This window comes from Streptomyces lincolnensis, assembly GCF_021173675.1.
In the GTDB taxonomy this organism is placed as follows: domain Bacteria; phylum Actinomycetota; class Actinomycetes; order Streptomycetales; family Streptomycetaceae; genus Streptomyces; species Streptomyces lincolnensis_B.
The window spans coordinates 82096-96648 of record NZ_JAIHON010000017.1 but is presented as its reverse complement, the minus strand read 5'-3'; the positions used below and the strand labels follow the sequence as shown (position 1 = coordinate 96648).

The 14553-nt window shown below is 71.7% G+C and carries 15 protein-coding genes; 10 read left to right on the top strand and 5 right to left on the bottom strand.

The window, feature by feature from the left end; translation table 11 throughout:
• Positions 1 to 3: 3 nt before the first annotated feature.
• The 3 genes from K4B79_RS48070 to nthA are packed head-to-tail and all read left to right on the top strand — an operon-like array spanning position 4 to position 1194.
• Complete coding sequence (locus tag K4B79_RS48070) at positions 4 to 300, top strand: SH3-like domain-containing protein (protein ID WP_269464511.1); 297 nt, start codon at positions 4 to 6, stop codon at positions 298 to 300.
• Complete coding sequence (locus tag K4B79_RS48065) at positions 297 to 611, top strand: SH3-like domain-containing protein (RefSeq protein ID WP_269464510.1); 315 nt, start codon at positions 297 to 299, stop codon at positions 609 to 611. Before K4B79_RS48070 ends, K4B79_RS48065 begins: the two co-directional genes overlap by 4 nt.
• Complete coding sequence (gene nthA, locus K4B79_RS39480; RefSeq protein WP_232032247.1) at positions 598 to 1194, top strand: nitrile hydratase subunit alpha; 597 nt, start codon at positions 598 to 600, stop codon at positions 1192 to 1194. The genes K4B79_RS48065 and nthA overlap by 14 nt, the downstream gene beginning before the upstream one ends.
• On the opposite strand, the gene K4B79_RS39475 is transcribed toward nthA, so the two are convergent.
• Positions 1157 to 2593 carry a tetratricopeptide repeat protein gene (locus tag K4B79_RS39475; protein WP_232032246.1) on the bottom strand — a complete coding sequence of 479 codons (1437 nt, stop codon included), beginning with the start codon at positions 2591 to 2593 and terminating at the stop codon, positions 1157 to 1159. The two genes, nthA and K4B79_RS39475, sit on opposite strands and share 38 nt — an antisense overlap.
• Before the next feature lie 92 nt (positions 2594 to 2685).
• On the opposite strand from K4B79_RS39475, the gene K4B79_RS39470 reads away from it, so the two are divergent.
• Positions 2686 to 4092: an FAD-binding oxidoreductase gene (locus tag K4B79_RS39470; RefSeq protein WP_232032245.1), complete on the top strand. Its 1407-nt coding sequence runs from the start codon at positions 2686 to 2688 to the stop codon at positions 4090 to 4092.
• 59 nt (positions 4093 to 4151) lie between these two features.
• On the opposite strand, the gene K4B79_RS39465 is transcribed toward K4B79_RS39470, so the two are convergent.
• Positions 4152 to 4634 (bottom strand): SsgA family sporulation/cell division regulator, encoded by a 483-nt coding sequence (locus K4B79_RS39465; RefSeq protein WP_232032244.1) that lies wholly within the window; start codon positions 4632 to 4634, stop codon positions 4152 to 4154.
• A 252-nt stretch (positions 4635 to 4886) separates the two neighbouring features.
• Between K4B79_RS39465 and K4B79_RS39460 the strand changes: the two genes are divergently transcribed.
• Both K4B79_RS39460 and K4B79_RS39455 read left to right on the top strand, forming a co-directional pair.
• Positions 4887 to 6563 carry an RDD family protein gene (locus K4B79_RS39460; RefSeq protein WP_232032243.1) on the top strand — a complete coding sequence of 559 codons (1677 nt, stop codon included), beginning with the start codon at positions 4887 to 4889 and terminating at the stop codon, positions 6561 to 6563.
• Positions 6564 to 6652: 89 nt separating this feature from the next.
• Positions 6653 to 7327 (top strand): RDD family protein, encoded by a 675-nt coding sequence (locus K4B79_RS39455; protein WP_232032242.1) that lies wholly within the window; start codon positions 6653 to 6655, stop codon positions 7325 to 7327.
• 45 nt (positions 7328 to 7372) lie between these two features.
• On the opposite strand, the gene K4B79_RS39450 is transcribed toward K4B79_RS39455, so the two are convergent.
• Positions 7373 to 7681, bottom strand: coding sequence for a hypothetical protein (locus tag K4B79_RS39450; protein ID WP_232032241.1), 309 nt, complete (start codon positions 7679 to 7681; stop codon positions 7373 to 7375).
• Between the two features lie 362 nt (positions 7682 to 8043).
• Here K4B79_RS39450 and K4B79_RS39445 point away from each other — a divergent pair, with 362 nt between their 5' ends.
• Together K4B79_RS39445 and K4B79_RS39440 are read left to right on the top strand one after the other, a co-directional pair.
• A complete protein-coding gene (locus K4B79_RS39445) occupies positions 8044 to 10395 on the top strand; it encodes an immune inhibitor A domain-containing protein (RefSeq protein WP_232032240.1) in 2352 nt (783 codons plus the stop codon).
• A 133-nt stretch (positions 10396 to 10528) separates the two neighbouring features.
• Positions 10529 to 10870 (top strand): hypothetical protein, encoded by a 342-nt coding sequence (locus K4B79_RS39440; protein WP_232032239.1) that lies wholly within the window; start codon positions 10529 to 10531, stop codon positions 10868 to 10870.
• A gap of 254 nt (positions 10871 to 11124) precedes the next feature.
• Here the strand turns inward: K4B79_RS39440 and K4B79_RS39435 are convergent, their stop codons facing one another.
• Both K4B79_RS39435 and K4B79_RS39430 read right to left on the bottom strand, forming a co-directional pair.
• The gene (locus K4B79_RS39435) at positions 11125 to 11712 is read right to left on the bottom strand and encodes an isochorismatase family protein (RefSeq protein ID WP_232032238.1); all 588 of its coding nucleotides are present in this window, start codon (positions 11710 to 11712) and stop codon (positions 11125 to 11127) included.
• A 137-nt stretch (positions 11713 to 11849) separates the two neighbouring features.
• Complete coding sequence (locus tag K4B79_RS39430; protein WP_232032237.1) at positions 11850 to 13196, bottom strand: nicotinate phosphoribosyltransferase; 1347 nt, start codon at positions 13194 to 13196, stop codon at positions 11850 to 11852.
• A gap of 58 nt (positions 13197 to 13254) precedes the next feature.
• Here K4B79_RS39430 and clpS point away from each other — a divergent pair, with 58 nt between their 5' ends.
• Together clpS and K4B79_RS39420 are read left to right on the top strand one after the other, a co-directional pair.
• A complete protein-coding gene (gene clpS / locus K4B79_RS39425; protein ID WP_007382360.1) occupies positions 13255 to 13572 on the top strand; it encodes an ATP-dependent Clp protease adapter ClpS in 318 nt (105 codons plus the stop codon).
• A 26-nt stretch (positions 13573 to 13598) separates the two neighbouring features.
• The gene (locus K4B79_RS39420) at positions 13599 to 14201 is read left to right on the top strand and encodes a DUF2017 domain-containing protein (protein ID WP_232032236.1); all 603 of its coding nucleotides are present in this window, start codon (positions 13599 to 13601) and stop codon (positions 14199 to 14201) included.
• Positions 14202 to 14553: the final 352 nt, after the last annotated feature.

Genomic DNA, 14553 nt, shown 5'->3' with positions numbered 1-14553 from the left:
CGCATGGCCAGGATCAACGACGTGGGCGGCACCCAGGGCTTCGGCCCGGTCGACACCACCGACGACACGGAGCCCTTCCACGCCGACTGGGAGGCACGGGTCTTCGGCATCTGGAACGCCCTGCGCGCCCAGGGGGTCTTCAACCTGGACGAGTTCCGGGACACCGTCGAGTCGATGCCGCCCACGGAGTACCTGGCGACCTCGTACTACGAGCGCTGGTACCTGGCCCTCGTCGCCCTCCTGGAACGCAAGGGCGTGATCGCGCCGGGGGAACTGGACGAGCCGGGCGGGGCACGATGACCGACCCGGCAGCCGCCCCGACGGCCGACGACCGCTTCGCCCCCGGCGCCCGCGTCCGCACCTTCCGCCACGACCCGCCGCACCACACCCGCCTGCCGAGATACGCGCGCGGCAAGCGGGGGACGGTGGTCGAACCGGAGGGCCCGGCCGCGCTGGCCGACGTCAACGCGCGGGGCCGCGGGGACGCGCCGGTCGAGCAGATCTACGCCGTCCGCTTCGCCGCGCGGGACCTGTGGGGCGAGGGCGACCATCACGTCGTACTGGATCTGTGGGAAAGCTACTTGGAAGAGGATTCCGATGACGAGCGGTGACCCCGCCGGAGGCCACTCGGACGCGTCGATCTCCCGGAAGGTGCGGCGGCTGGAGACCCTCCTGGAGGAGAAGGGGGTGCTCACCGGCACCCAGCTGGACGAGGCCCTCGACGCGTTCCTCGCCGGGGCGTCCCCCGCGAGCGGGGCGCGGGTGGTGGCCCGTGCCTGGACGGACGCCGGCTTCAGGTCCCGCCTCCTGGCGGACGGCACGGCGGCCGTGCGGGAGCTGGGGTACATGGAGGGTGCCGAGCAGCGGCTGCGGGTCGTGGAGAACACCGCGTCGACGCACAACGTCATCGTCTGCACGCTCTGCTCCTGCTACCCCCTGCGCCTGCTCGGCCCGTCCCCGAGCTGGTACAAGTCCGAGGCGTACCGCTCCCGGGTGGTCCGCGAACCCCGGGCGGTCCTGGAGGAGTTCGGCCTCAGGCTGCCCGAGACGACCGACATCACCGTGTGGGACTCCAGCGCGGAGACCCGCTACATGGTGCTGCCGCGCAGGCCGGAGGGGACGCAGGGGCTGGCGGAGGAGGAACTCGCCGCACTGGTCACGCGCAACGCGCTGATCGGCACGGCGGTCCTGTGAAGTCCGGTACCTCCAGCGAGGGTTCGCCCAGCTCCGTGAGCGCCTCCCGGGCCGCCCGCACCTGGACCGGCGAGAAGTACGGGTTGATCCGCAGCGCCTCCTGAAGATGCCGCCGGGCCGGCCCGTACCGGCCCAACTCCCGCTCGATCATGCCCCGGTGGTACGCGTACGGCGCGCTGCGCACCCCGCCGCCCCGCGTCCCGTCCGTCGCGATCGTGGCGAACCGCAGCGCCTCCTCGTCGTCCCCGGCCCGGTGCAGCGCCCACCCCAGCGCGTCGGCCACCTCGATGCCCGGCTGCCGCGCCCACTGGGTCCGCAACAGCCGTACCGCGGCGGCCGGATCACCGTGGTCCGCCTCGAACCGGCCGAGCACCAGCTCCTCGTCGGCCCCGCCCGCGGCGGCGCTCCGCACCCGCGCCCGCAGCAGCTCGTACTGCGTGCGCGCCGCCCGCACCAGCCCCAGCGACTCGTACAACTCGCCCAGCTCCAGGGTGTATTGAGGGCTGGGCTGCCCGGCGAGTGCCGCCCGGTAGGCGTTCACCGCCGGCGTGGTGCGGCCGAGCGCGGCCAGGGCCCGGCCCTGGCCGGCCTGCGCGGCCCGCTGGTCGGGGTCGTTCCGCAGCGCTTCCCGGAAGTGCCTGAGGGCGTCCTCCCGGTCGCCGCGCTCCCAGGCCAGCTGCCCGGCCCGCTCCAGATACGCCGCCCGCTCCACCGGGGTCCCGGCCCCGGCCACCGCGTCGGAGAGCTGCGCCGCCGCGTCCTCCCGCCACCCCCGGTCCCGGTGGACGGCCGCGGTCCACGCCAGCACGGGCGGCCCGGACCGCAGCTCCCGCAGCCGGTCCAGGGCCGCGCGGGCCGCCCGGTGGTCGCCGAGGCCGTTGCAGGCGTCGATCAGCAGCGGATACGTCGTCCAGCGCCTCGGTTCCAGCTTCCGCGCGGCCTCCGCCCAGGCCCGCGCCGCCCGGAAGTCCCGGCGCGCGTTCGCCAGCGCCGCCAGACCGCCGAGGGCCTGCGCGTTGCCCTTCGCGCGCACCTTCAACGACGTACGCAACGCCTTCTCGGCCCGCGGGTAGTACCCGGCGTCCGCGGTCCGCCGCCCCCGCTCCACATACGCCGACCCCAGCACCGCCCACGACACCGCGTCCCCGGGACGCGCCCGCACCCGGGCCTCGCGCTCACCGATCAGGGCCGCAAGCCCGGGCAGCGACATCGGTACGCCGGCCGCCGCCGCGTGCGCCCGGGCCCCCGGCGTCGGTGCGGGCGCCCGTGGCGCCGTCCGCTCCCAGGGCAGCAGCGTCAGCACCCCGCCGAGCACGGCACACCCGGCGACCGAGGCGATCAGCACCCGAACGCCCCTCGGTCCGCGTGCCGGCGCAGGAGCTTCGTCCTGGTTCTCCATGGCGCTCACTGTGCGTCAGTACGACGACCACATCCGGGCACACGGCAGCCGCCGTACGCGGGGTTCACACCGATGGCCCCGGGTGCGACGCTGTGATCATGAGCCGTATCGAAGCGCCCCGCGACGAGGAGACCGGCAACCTCGTCGACCGTCTGCTGTCCGGACTCCCCACCGAGGCCGTGCTCACCGACCCGGACGTCACGGCCTCCTACGCCAACGACATGGCGAGCTTCTGCCCGGCCGGCTCGCCGGCGGTGGTCGTGCTCCCGCACACGGTCGAAGAGGTCCAGCACGTCATGCGCACCGCCACGGACCTGCGCGTCCCGGTCGTCCCGCAGGGCGCCCGCACGGGCCTGTCGGGCGGCGCCAACGCCTCCGACGGCTGCATCGTGCTGTCCCTGACCAGGATGGACCGCATCCTGGAGATCAACCCGGTCGACCGCATCGCCGTCGTGGAACCGGGCGTCATCAACGCCACGCTGTCCCGGGCCGTCAACGAACACGGCCTCTACTACCCGCCGGACCCCTCCAGCTGGGAGATGTGCACGATCGGCGGCAACATCGGCACCGCCTCCGGCGGCCTGTGCTGCGTGAAGTACGGCGTCACCGCCGAGTACGTCCTGGGCCTGGACGTCGTCCTCGCCGACGGCCGGCTGATGTCCACCGGCCGCCGTACCGCCAAGGGCGTCGCCGGGTACGACCTGACCCGGCTGTTCGTCGGCTCCGAGGGCTCGCTCGGCATCGTCGTACGGGCGACCCTGGGGCTCAGGCCGCAGCCGCCCGCGCAGCTGGTGCTGGCGGCGGAGTTCGCGTCCGGGGCGGCCGCCTGCGACGCCGTGTGCCGGATCATGGAGGGCGGCCATGTGCCCTCCCTCCTCGAACTGATGGACCGTACGACGGTCAAGGCCGTCAACGACCTGGCGCACATGGGCCTGCCGGAGACCACCGAGGCCCTCCTGCTGGCCGCCTTCGACACCAAGGACCCGGCCGCCGACCTCGCCGCCCTCGGCGCCCTGTGCGAGGCGGCCGGCGCCACCCAGGTCGTCCCCGCCGACGACCTGGCCGAGTCCGAACTGCTGCTCCAGGCGCGGCGGTTGTCGCTGACCGCGCTGGAGGCGGTCAAGGGCACGACGATGATCGACGACGTGTGCGTGCCGCGCTCCCGGCTCGCGGAACTGCTCGAAGGCACCGACCGGATCGCCGAGAAGTACCAGCTCACCATCGGTGTCGTGGCCCATGCCGGAGACGGCAACACCCACCCCACGGTCTGCTTCGACGCGGCGGACCCCGACGAGTGCCGACGCGCCCGCGAGTCCTTCGACGAGATCATGGCCCTCGGCCTGGAACTCGGCGGCACCATCACCGGCGAGCACGGCGTGGGCGTCCTGAAGAAGGAGTGGCTGGCCCGCGAGATCGGTCCGGTGGGCCTGGAGATGCAGCGGGCCGTCAAGGCGGCGTTCGACCCGCTGGGCATCCTCAATCCGGGCAAGCTCTTCTGACGCGACCCGGGCGAGCTCCTCCGGCGCGACCCGGCCAAGCTGTTCCCGCACACCTGTTCTCACTCACCGTCCTTCGACTCGTCCGACGGCCACGGGTCACGCAGCCAGAGGTCGTCCTGACAGCCCGGGGTGGGGGCGAGCAGCTCGGCCAGGCCGTCGTCGATACCGAGCCGCTCGGCCTCAGAGCCCGGGGGGACCGCCCGCAGGGTGCGCTCCAGCCAGGCCGACACCTGCGCCGAGGGGGCCTCCAGGAGGGCGTCCCCGTCGGGTGAACTCAGCGCCATCAGGACGACGCTGCGTCCCGCGACCTTCGTCGGCCACACCCGCACGTCCCCGTGCCCGCACGGCCGGAACACCCCCTCCACCAGCAGTTCGCGGGCGAACGTCCAGTACACGGGGTGGTCGGAGCCGATGTGAAAGGTGATGTGGACCGCGTACGGGTCGTCGACGCGGTAGCTCAGCCGGGCCGGGACCGGGATGCTGCGCTCCGGCGACAGGATGAGTTTGAGCTCCAGTTCCCGCTCCACCACGGTGTTGTGCATGTCGTGCCTGTCCTCTCTCGTGACGTCACGCGGCATCTCGCGACGCGCGTACGGCGCCCTGCGGTGGGCCCGTACGAATGGAGAGCGGGGAGGGGCGGGAAGCATTACGCGGGTTCGCCGGACTTTTTTTCGGCCGCGTGACGACCGTGCTCAAAAGGAGTGGGTCCGGTGGGACTGGCGGTGGGGGTTGCGCCGGTCTGATAGATGTGGAGGCCCCCATATTCACCCCCGAGCAGATACGGGACGACGGACATGAGCGCCCCAACCCCGGCCCCCGGTGACGACAGGCCCCGCGACGGGTATTACCCGGACCCGTCCATTCCTGGATACGTCCGGTACTGGAACGGTGCCGCCTGGGTACCGGGCACCAGCCGTCCGGCACCGACCGACGGCGAGCCGCTCGCTCCGCCGCCCGGCGCGGGTCCGGCCCAGCAGACGGGCGCCCCCGCCTCGGGCTCTGCCGCCTCGCCCGCCTCCTCCGCCGCTTCGGCAGCTCCGGCTGCTCCGGTCGAGGAGACGGGCCCGCACTTCTTCGACGAGGACCCGGCCGCGGGACCCGGCGCGGGCGGCGCCCAGCACGGCAGCCGGCCCGAGCCCGCCTCCGCGTGGGGCGCCGACCGCTCCCACCAGTCGGGCTTCGGGGGCGACCAGGAACGCCGGGTCTCGTGGGGCTCGCCCCCGAACGCCCCGCAGGGCGCCCAGCAGGCCGCGGCTCCCCAGGGCGCCCAGCAGGCCGCCGCCCAGCCCGGCACCCCGCAGGCCGCCGATCCTCGGGTGCCGCGTGCCGCGCGGCCCGGTGACGGTCCGGCGCAGCCGGAGGGCCGCGCCGCCCGTACCGACGGCACCGCGACGATCCCGCCCGCCGAGCCGGACCAGGCCGACGCCGACTCCGCCAACACGTTCCTCTTCCGCAGGCCCACGGCCGGACCCGCGGCCTCGGCTCCCGGCGTCCCCGGTCCCGCCGGACCCGCCCGCGACGAGGGCACCGTCACCTTCCGCGCGCTCTCCCCGCGCACGCCGCAGCAGGGCGGGGCGCAGCAGGGGAGCACGCCCGGAGGCCCCGGATCCGCGGGCTCCCAGGGCTCCCAGGGTTCCCCGGGCTTCGGTGCCGGAAAGGCGGCCGCCGCCCGCGCGGGAGCCGCGCAGGCACCCGGAGGAACCTCGGGGCAGGCGCCCGCGGGACCCGCCGCCTCCGCCGCGCCCACGCCGCTCTCCGGCCCGCAGCAGGCGTCCCCGGCGGCCCCGCTCCCGCAGCAGGCCCCCGCCGCGAACGTGCCGCAGCAGTCCGCGGCCTCCTCCGCCCCGATCAGCACCGGCGCCGGGGGCGGCCAGCCGTCCTGGGCGCAGCAGGTGCACCAGCTCGCGGGCCCTTCCGGCGACGAGCAGCCAGCTCCCTGGAAGCCGCCGGTGGAGGACATCTTCCAGGCGGCTGCCCGGCGTCAGGCCTCGGCCAAGCCCGCGGGGCTCGGCAAGCGGCTGGCGGCCCGGCTGGTGGACACCGTCGTCCTCGCGGGCGTCACCGCGGTGGCCGCCGTACCGCTCGGCCTCAAGGCGGTCGACCACGTCAACGAGAAGATCGACGCGGCCAAGCTCTCCGGCGAGACCGTCACGGTCTGGCTGCTGGACGGCACGACGTCGACGTACCTCGGCATCGTCGTCGCCGTCCTGCTCCTCTTCGGTGCCCTCTACGAGGCGCTGCCCACCCACAAGTGGGGCCGCACGCTCGGCAAGAAGCTGCTCGGTCTGGAGGTGCGGGACATCGAGGGCCACGAGCCCCCGTCGTTCGGCGCCGCCCTGCGCCGCTGGCTCGTCTACAGCGTGCCCGGACTGCTCGCGATCGGTGTCCTGGGCCTTCTGTGGGGCCTGTTCGACCGGCCGTGGCGCCAGTGCTGGCACGACAAGGCCGCACATACGTTCGTAGCAGGCTGACGGTATACGGCGAACGGCCCGCAGGATTCCGTACTCCGGACGGCCGCTCGCCGGATGCGGAGCCGGAGGGTTCGCGGTCGACTCGGGCCATGAGCAGCGAACCGCCCCCCGGCTCCGGTCAGCCCCCGGAGGACGACCCGTTCAGGAAGCAGCCCCCGCCCTCCGAGGGCCCGGGCTCGCCGTACGGCGGTCAACCCCCGTACGGAAGCCAACCGCCGCCCCCTCAGGGCGGTGATCCCTACGGCGGTGGCGGCCCCTATGGCGCAGGCGGCCCGTACGGCGGCGGTGCCGGGTATCCCGGCGATCCGCTCGCGGGTATGCCCCCGCTCGCCGGCAGCGGCAGGCGCACGCTCGCCCGGATCATCGACATGATCCTCGTCGCCGTCGTGGTCTGGCTGCTCACCCTGGGCTTCGGCGTCAACGAGTACGACATGGACGGCGACAACATCGAGTACGGCAAGTCGCTCGGTCAGTCCCTCGTCGCCGCCGTGCTCTACATCGCCTACGACACCGTCATGATCACCAGGTCGGGGCAGACGCTCGGCAAGAAGTGGCTGGGCATGCGGGTCGCCAACCTGGACAACGGCTCCACGCCCTCCGTGCAGTCCACGTTGATCCGCTCGGCGGTGCTGTGGCTCCCGTTCGCGTTCTGCTGCGCCTGCATCTGGACCGCGATCTCGGGCGGCTGGAGCTACTTCGACAAGCCCTACAAGCAGGGCCTGCACGACAAGGCGGCGAAGACGGTGGTGGTCAGCACCACCTGAGGTGCGGACGCCGCCCGGTGGTCGGGGCCCGGTGGCCGGGCGCGGTCAGGAAGCGGCCCGCTCGTGCACCGGCTCGGACGCCACCGCGGCGACCGTGGCCGGCACGGGTGCCGCCGTCTGTTCGGCCTGCGGGGCGGCGGGCCGGTTCACCGCGACCACGCGTGGCCTGGTCACCGGGACCGTCATGGCGACCAGCAGCCCGAGGGCGAGTGCCGCGAGGGTGATGACCGCGATCCCCACACCCGAACTCGTCTGGGACAGCAGCAGCATGGCGAACGTCGAGCCGATCACGGTGCATGAACCATAGGCGAGCTGTGCGGCCGTCGGGCGAGGCGTGACAGTCGGACGAGGCATGGCAATCGTGTCCTCGGAAGTGGGGGTCCACGGGGGTGTCGGCCTGGCTTTCCGCCCTGTTTCGGGCGTTCCGCCGACCGACTCTAATCGGCTGCATGCCCGAGTGGAACGGGCAGTAAGCGTGACCTGACCAACAGTGCCGGAGCACGGGGGGCGCACGGTGTCATGGCGTCCAACAAGTGGACAGATGTGCGCGCCTGTTCGGTTCCGTCGAAGTGTCCGTAATGCGAACGCACGTTTCCGATAAAGCAGTTGTCCTGCTCAAGTCAAGGTCTGTCTTTTCCCGCAAACCAGTAGTCAAATGTCGTCACTTGACTACACGCGTATATCCGCGGTGGCGGGCGCGTTAGGGGAGGCATCAAGTGACCAGCAGATCCTGGACGTTCAGAACGGCCTCGACGGTCGTCGCCCTCGCGGCGGCCTCGGTGACGTTCTCGACGTTCGCCGTGGCGCAGGCCGCGGACGACCCGGCCGCGCGGACCGCGGCCGCGGACCGGCACGACCCGCAGCCGGTCGAGAGCAGGAAGCACGACTTCGACGGCCCGCTGTCCCAGACGCAGGCGGCGCAGCGCCAGGAGGCGCTCGACCAGGTCATATCCGGCGCCGCCACGGTCGAGAACCGTGACGGCTCCAAGGTCGTCGAGCTCAAGGGCGCCAAGGGCAAGGACAAGTACGTAGAGCTCGGCCGCGAGAAGACCGACCGGATCTTCACGATCCTGGTCGAGTTCGGCGACCAGGTCGATCCCCGCTACGGCGGCACGCCCGGCCCGCTGCACAACCAGATCGCCCAGCCGGACCGCGCCGTGGACAACAGCACGGCCTGGCAGGCGGACTACAACCGGAAGCACTACCAGGACCTGTACTTCGGCACCGGGAACGGCGTCGAGTCGCTGAAGAAGTACTACGAGAAGCAGTCCTCGGGCCGTTACTCGGTCGAGGGCGAGGTCACCGACTGGGTCAAGGTCCCCTACAACGAGGCCCGTTACGGCTCCAACAAGTGCGACCCCGACAACTGCGCCTGGTACGCGGTGCAGGACGGCGTCAACGCCTGGGTCGCCGAGCGCGAGGCCGCCGGGGACAGCGCCGCCGAGATCAAGGCGGAGCTCGCCGAGTTCGACCGCTGGGACCGCTACGACTTCGACAGCGACGGCGACTTCAACGAGTCCGACGGCTACATCGACCACTTCCAGATCGTGCACGCCGGTGAGGACGAGTCCGCCGGCGGCGGCGCCCAGGGCGAGGACGCGATCTGGGCCCACCGCTGGTACGCCTTCGGCACCGACGCCGGCAACACCGGCCCGGACACCAACAAGCTCGGCGGCGCCCAGATCGGTGACACCGGCATCTGGGTCGGCGACTACACCATCCAGCCGGAGAACGGCGGACTCGGCGTCTTCGCCCACGAGTACGGCCACGACCTCGGCCTGCCCGACGAGTACGACACCGCGGGCGGCGAGAACTCCACCGGTTTCTGGACGCTGATGTCCTCCGGTTCCTGGCTCGGCACCGGCAAGGACTCCATCGGCGACCTGCCCGGCGACATGAACGCCTGGGACAAGCTGCAACTGGGCTGGCTCGACTACGACGTGGCCGAGGCGGGCACGAAGTCGACCCACAGGCTGGGCGTCCAGGCGTACAACACCAAGAACCCGCAGGCGCTCGTGGTGAAGCTGCCCGACAAGACGGCCACCCTCGACGTGGGCACCCCGGCGCAGGGGGCCAACCAGTGGTGGAGCGGGCGCGGCAACGACCTGCGCAACACGCTGACCCGCTCGGTCGACCTGACCGGCAAGAGCTCGGCCGCGCTGACGCTCGACGCCTGGTGGGACATCGAGAAGGACTACGACCACCTCTACACCGAGGTCTCCACCGACGGCACCAACTGGAAGCCGGTGGACGGCACCCTGGCCGACGGCACCGCCATCCCGCGCGACGGCGGCGACAAGCCCGCGCTCACCGGCACGGTCGAGGCCCAGCAGAAGCTGACGTTCCCGCTGGACGCCTACGCCGGCCAGAAGATCAGCCTGCGCTTCCGCTACCAGACCGACGGCGGCACGGTGTTGAAGGGCTTCACGGCCGACGCGATCACGCTGACCGCCGACGGGGCGACCCTCTTCTCCGACGACGCCGAGTCCGCGGACGCGGCCTGGACCGCCAAGGGCTTCTCCCGGATCGGGGCGTCCTTCACCGGTGACTACGCGCAGTACTACATCGCCGAGAACCGCCAATACGTGTCGTACGACAAGGTCCTCAAGGTCGGGCCGTACAACTACGGCTTCTCCACGACCCGTCCGAAGTGGGTGGAGCACTACGCCTACCAGAACGGCCTGTTGATCTGGAAGTGGGACACCTCCCACCTCGACGACAACACCAGCCAGCACCCCGGCGAGGGGCTGATCCTCCCGGTCGACGCCCACCCGACGCCGCTGAAGTGGTCCAACGGGACGCTGATGCGCAACCGCATCCAGTCCTACGACTCGCCCTTCAGCTGGTACCCGACGGACGCGATGACGCTCCACAGCGCGGATGTCGCGACCAAGATCAAGTCGCAGCCGGGGGTTCCGGTCTTCGACGACGGCAGGTCGACCTACTACGACGAGTCCAACCCGCGGGCCGGGGTCAAGATCACTGACACCAATACCCGGATCAAGATCGTCAAGCAGCCGCTGAACGGCTCGACGATCACGGTCCAGGTAGGCCCATCGGCGAAGTAGTTCGTATAACCCCAGGTCAGAGACGTATCGGCGGTGACCCCCTGGCGGGTCGCCGCCGATCGTGTTTAGGTGCGTGCTGTGCCTCGCTTATTGACACCGGTATCGACGTCGACTCGCACGGGGGTGTGACTGCATGTCCGCAGGAGGTTTCTGCAAGCTGCCGACCGGCAGCGTGGTGGTGGCGCTGAACCTGCCCAGCCCCACCGCCCACGGCGCGGGCTGCGTCCGCGTCCTCGTCCACGCCCGTAACCGCGCCCGCGCCCTGACCAGGCTGCGCAACCTCGGCATGCGAGCCGTCTACCTACGCGGCAACGCCGCCCCACCCACCCCCGACGAGATCACCGCCGTCCTCCACCACCCCGACGGCCTCATATGGCGCACAGCCCCTGACAACGGTGTCCCCGCCCCCGACCTCGTCCAAGAACTCTGGCACCCCATCAGAGCCCTCCTGAGACACCCGGCCACACCGGCGTGACCGCTACGGGAGGCGGGGCTGCGCTGTCGGGCTTCCGGGCGAGGTGATGCCGCTAGGGCGCGGTGACGCCGTGGGAGCGGGGTGCGGTGGGTGACGCGGTCGGCTCCTGGGGCGGGGGTGGTGACGCCGTGGGTTCTGGGGCACCCAGGCCCCCGCCCCGCACAGCCTCCAGGTCGCCCCGCGCAGCCCGAGGCTCCCAAGCCGCCCCGTACCCCGTAAAGCCCCTCGGGGCCCGCGCAGCCGGTCTGCGTGGTCTACACGACCGGCTTGCCCGTCAGTTCCACGCCTGCTGCTCGGAGCTCTTCCAGGGCCTGTTCCGTGGTGGTCTCGGAGACGCCGGCGGTGAGGTCGAGGAGGACCTGGGTGCGGAAACCCTCGCGGGCGGCGTCGAGCGCGGTGGCGCGGACGCAGTGGTCCGTGGCGATGCCGACCACGTCGACCTCGCCGACGTCCCGGGCCCGCAGCCAGTCGGCCAGCGGCACGCCGTTCTCGTCGGCGCCCTCGAACCCGCTGTAGGCGGCCGAGTACGCGCCCTTGTCGAAGACGGCGTCGACCGCGCCGGAGGCGACCGCGGGGGCGAAGTTCGGGTGGAAGCCCACCCCCTCGGTCCCGGCGACGCAGTGCGCGGGCCAGGAGTGGACGAAGTCGGGGTTGTCGGCGAAGTGGCCCCCGGGCGCGACATGGTGGTCGCGGGTGGCCACCACGTGCTGGTAGCCGGAGCCGGCCGCCTGCCCGATCAGCTCGGTGACGGCGGCGGCCACATCGGCACCCCCGGCCACCGCGAGACTGCCCCCTTCGCAGAAATCGTTCTGCACGTCAACGACGATCAAGGCGCGGCGCATGGTCGGTGTCCTTCGACTATGTGGGTCGGGGAGAGCGGGAGTGCGAGGAGCGGTGGCCCGGCCGGTGAACTTCCGAGCCTACGGACTGAAGGGACAGGGCGGGAGGGGGCATCGAGGGGCGTAAAAGCGGGCGCACTCTAGCTACCCGACCGTCCGGGGACGTACTCCGTCGGAATGACCGGTTCCCCGCGCGACAGCTGCGTCGCCGACAACGGCAGGTTCCCGCGCGCGGCCGCGTGCCGGTCGCGTACGACGTCCAGCGGCTCCCGCGCGACGACCTCGCCGCCCTTGACGAGCTCCACCAGCAGCTGCCGGTCGGCCAGCTCGCCCGGCACGATCCCGGTGCCCACGACCTCCGCCTCCGCGATCCCGTTCTCGTCGAGCCGCCGCGCCGCCCACTTGCGGCCGCCGACCGAGGTCTTGCCGCCGGAGGACTTCTTCGCCACCGGCACCAGCGGGGCCTTGGGATCCGCGGTCTCGGCGCGCGCGACCAGCTTGTAGACCATGGAGGCCGTCGGATGCCCGGACCCGGTCACCAGCTGGGTGCCGACGCCGTACGCGTCCACCGGCGCCGCCGCCAGCGAGGCGATCGCGTACTCGTCCAGGTCCGAGGTGACGATGATCCGCGTGTCCGTCGCCCCCAGATCGTCCAGCTGCTGCCGTACCCGGTGGGCGACCAGCAGCAGGTCACCGGAGTCGATGCGCACCGCCCCCAGCTCGGGCCCGGCGACCTCGACGGCCATGCGGACGGCCTCGGTGACGTCGTAGGTGTCGACGAGCAGCGTGGTGCCCCGGCCCAGCGCGTCCACCTGGGCCCGGAAGGCGTCCCGCTCGTGGTCGTGCAGGAGCGTGAAGGCGTGCGCGCTCGTCCCCACCGTGGGGATGCCGTAGCGGAAGCCGGCCGCCAGGTCGGAGGTGGTGGTGAAGCCGCCGACGTACGCGGCGCGTGCCGCGGCGACCGCGGCCAGCTCGTGGGTGCGCCGGGCGCCCATCTCGATCAGCGGCCGGCCGCCGGCGGCGGAGGCCATCCGGGAGGCGGCCGCGGCGATCGCCGAGTCGTGGTTGAGGATGGACAGGATGACGGTCTCCAGCAGCACGCACTCGGCGAAGGAGCCCTCGACCCGCATGATCGGCGAGCCCGGGAAGTACACCTCGCCCTCGGGATAGCCCCAGATGTCGCCGGAGAAGCGATAGCCGGCCAGCCAGTCCAGGGTCTCCTCGTCGACGATCTGCCGCTCCCGCAGGAAGCCGAGGACGTCCGCGTCGAAGCGGAAGTTCTCGACCGCGTCCAGGACGCGCCCGGTGCCCGCCACCACGCCGTACCGGCGCCCGTCCGGCAACCGTCGTGTGAAGACCTCGAACACGCTGCGCCGCTCGGCCGTGCCCGCCTTCAGGGCGGCCCGAAGCATCGTGAGCTCGTACTGGTCCGTGAAGAGCGCCGTCGAGGGAACGTCCACCGGCAGCCCAAGGTCCGCTGTGTTCATGGCAACAGATGGTACCCCCATTCGCGTCAGTGTGACGATTTGTGGAGACCGTGGCAGCATGGGCCGTGTGACGTCACCCGCTCCCGTAGAGATCGAACGCACCGAGTCGGCGGAAGAGGTCTTCGCCGTACCCGAGCCGGACGTCCCCTGGGTCACGATCGTCCACAACGACCCGGTCAACCTCATGAGCTATGTGACGTACGTCTTCCAGACGTACTTCGGCTACTCCAAGGACAAGGCCACCAAGCTCATGCTCGATGTCCACCACAAGGGCCGGGCGGTCGTCTCCAGCGGCAGTCGCGAGGAGATGGAACGCGACGTGCAGGCCATGCACGGCTACGGTCTGTGGGCCACCCTCCAGCAGGACCGCAAGTAGCCGGTCGGAAGCAGCGAATCGTCTTCATGCCAGGAACCTTCGAACCGCTCCCCGGCGGCGGCGCGGCCGTCGCCCTCGACGACGTCGAGATCTCCATCATCCGGTCGCTGGCCGTCCAGCTCCTGGAGCTCATCGGGCCCGGTCCCGCCGAGGACGCCCCCGACGACCCGCTGGCCGAGTTGTTCGCCGACGGCCCGAGCGAGCCGCCCGCCGACCCGGTGCTCAGAAGGCTCTTCCCGGACGCCTACAGCGACCCCGAGGGCGCCCCGCAGGCCAAGGAGGCCGAGGAACAGCGTGTCTACTCCGCCGAGTTCCGCCGCTACACCGAGAACGACCTGAGGGCCGGCAAGCGCGACAACGCCCTCGCGGTGATCCGGTCCCTGGACGCGCTGAACTCCGGCGGTGCGGGCGGCGCGGTCCTCAAGCTGTCGCCCGAGGAGTCCAGGCAGTGGCTGAACTCCCTGAACGACCTGCGCCTCGCGATCGGCTCCCGGCTGGAGATCACCGACGAGGAGGACACCGACCTCCTCTACCGCCTCCCGGACGAGGACCCGCGCAAGCCGATGGTGATGGCGTATCTGTGGCTGGGCGGACTCCAGGAGACCCTCGTCTCCACACTGATGCCCTGACTTGTGGCCCCACTGTCCTGACTTGTGGCCTACAGCCCTGACTTGTGACGCTTCTGCCCCGACTTGTGACGCTTCCGTGTTCGCTCAACGGACGCTCAAATCCGGATAACGATCACATCACCGCGCCGTTCGCCTATGCCCCCTCCGAGCGGCTTTTGTCCCCTTCTCCCTGTGTGGCGCGTCACATCTCACCCAGGTGATCTCGGTTGCCGCCGTGATAAATCTTCACGACGGCCCGGCGAACACCACCCGAATGTTCGCCCGGGTGCGCCACCGAGCCGGTCGATCGCCGGCAAGGCACCACTCCATCAATCCGGGGGGATCGAGACCCGATCCGTGGCCGACTACAGGC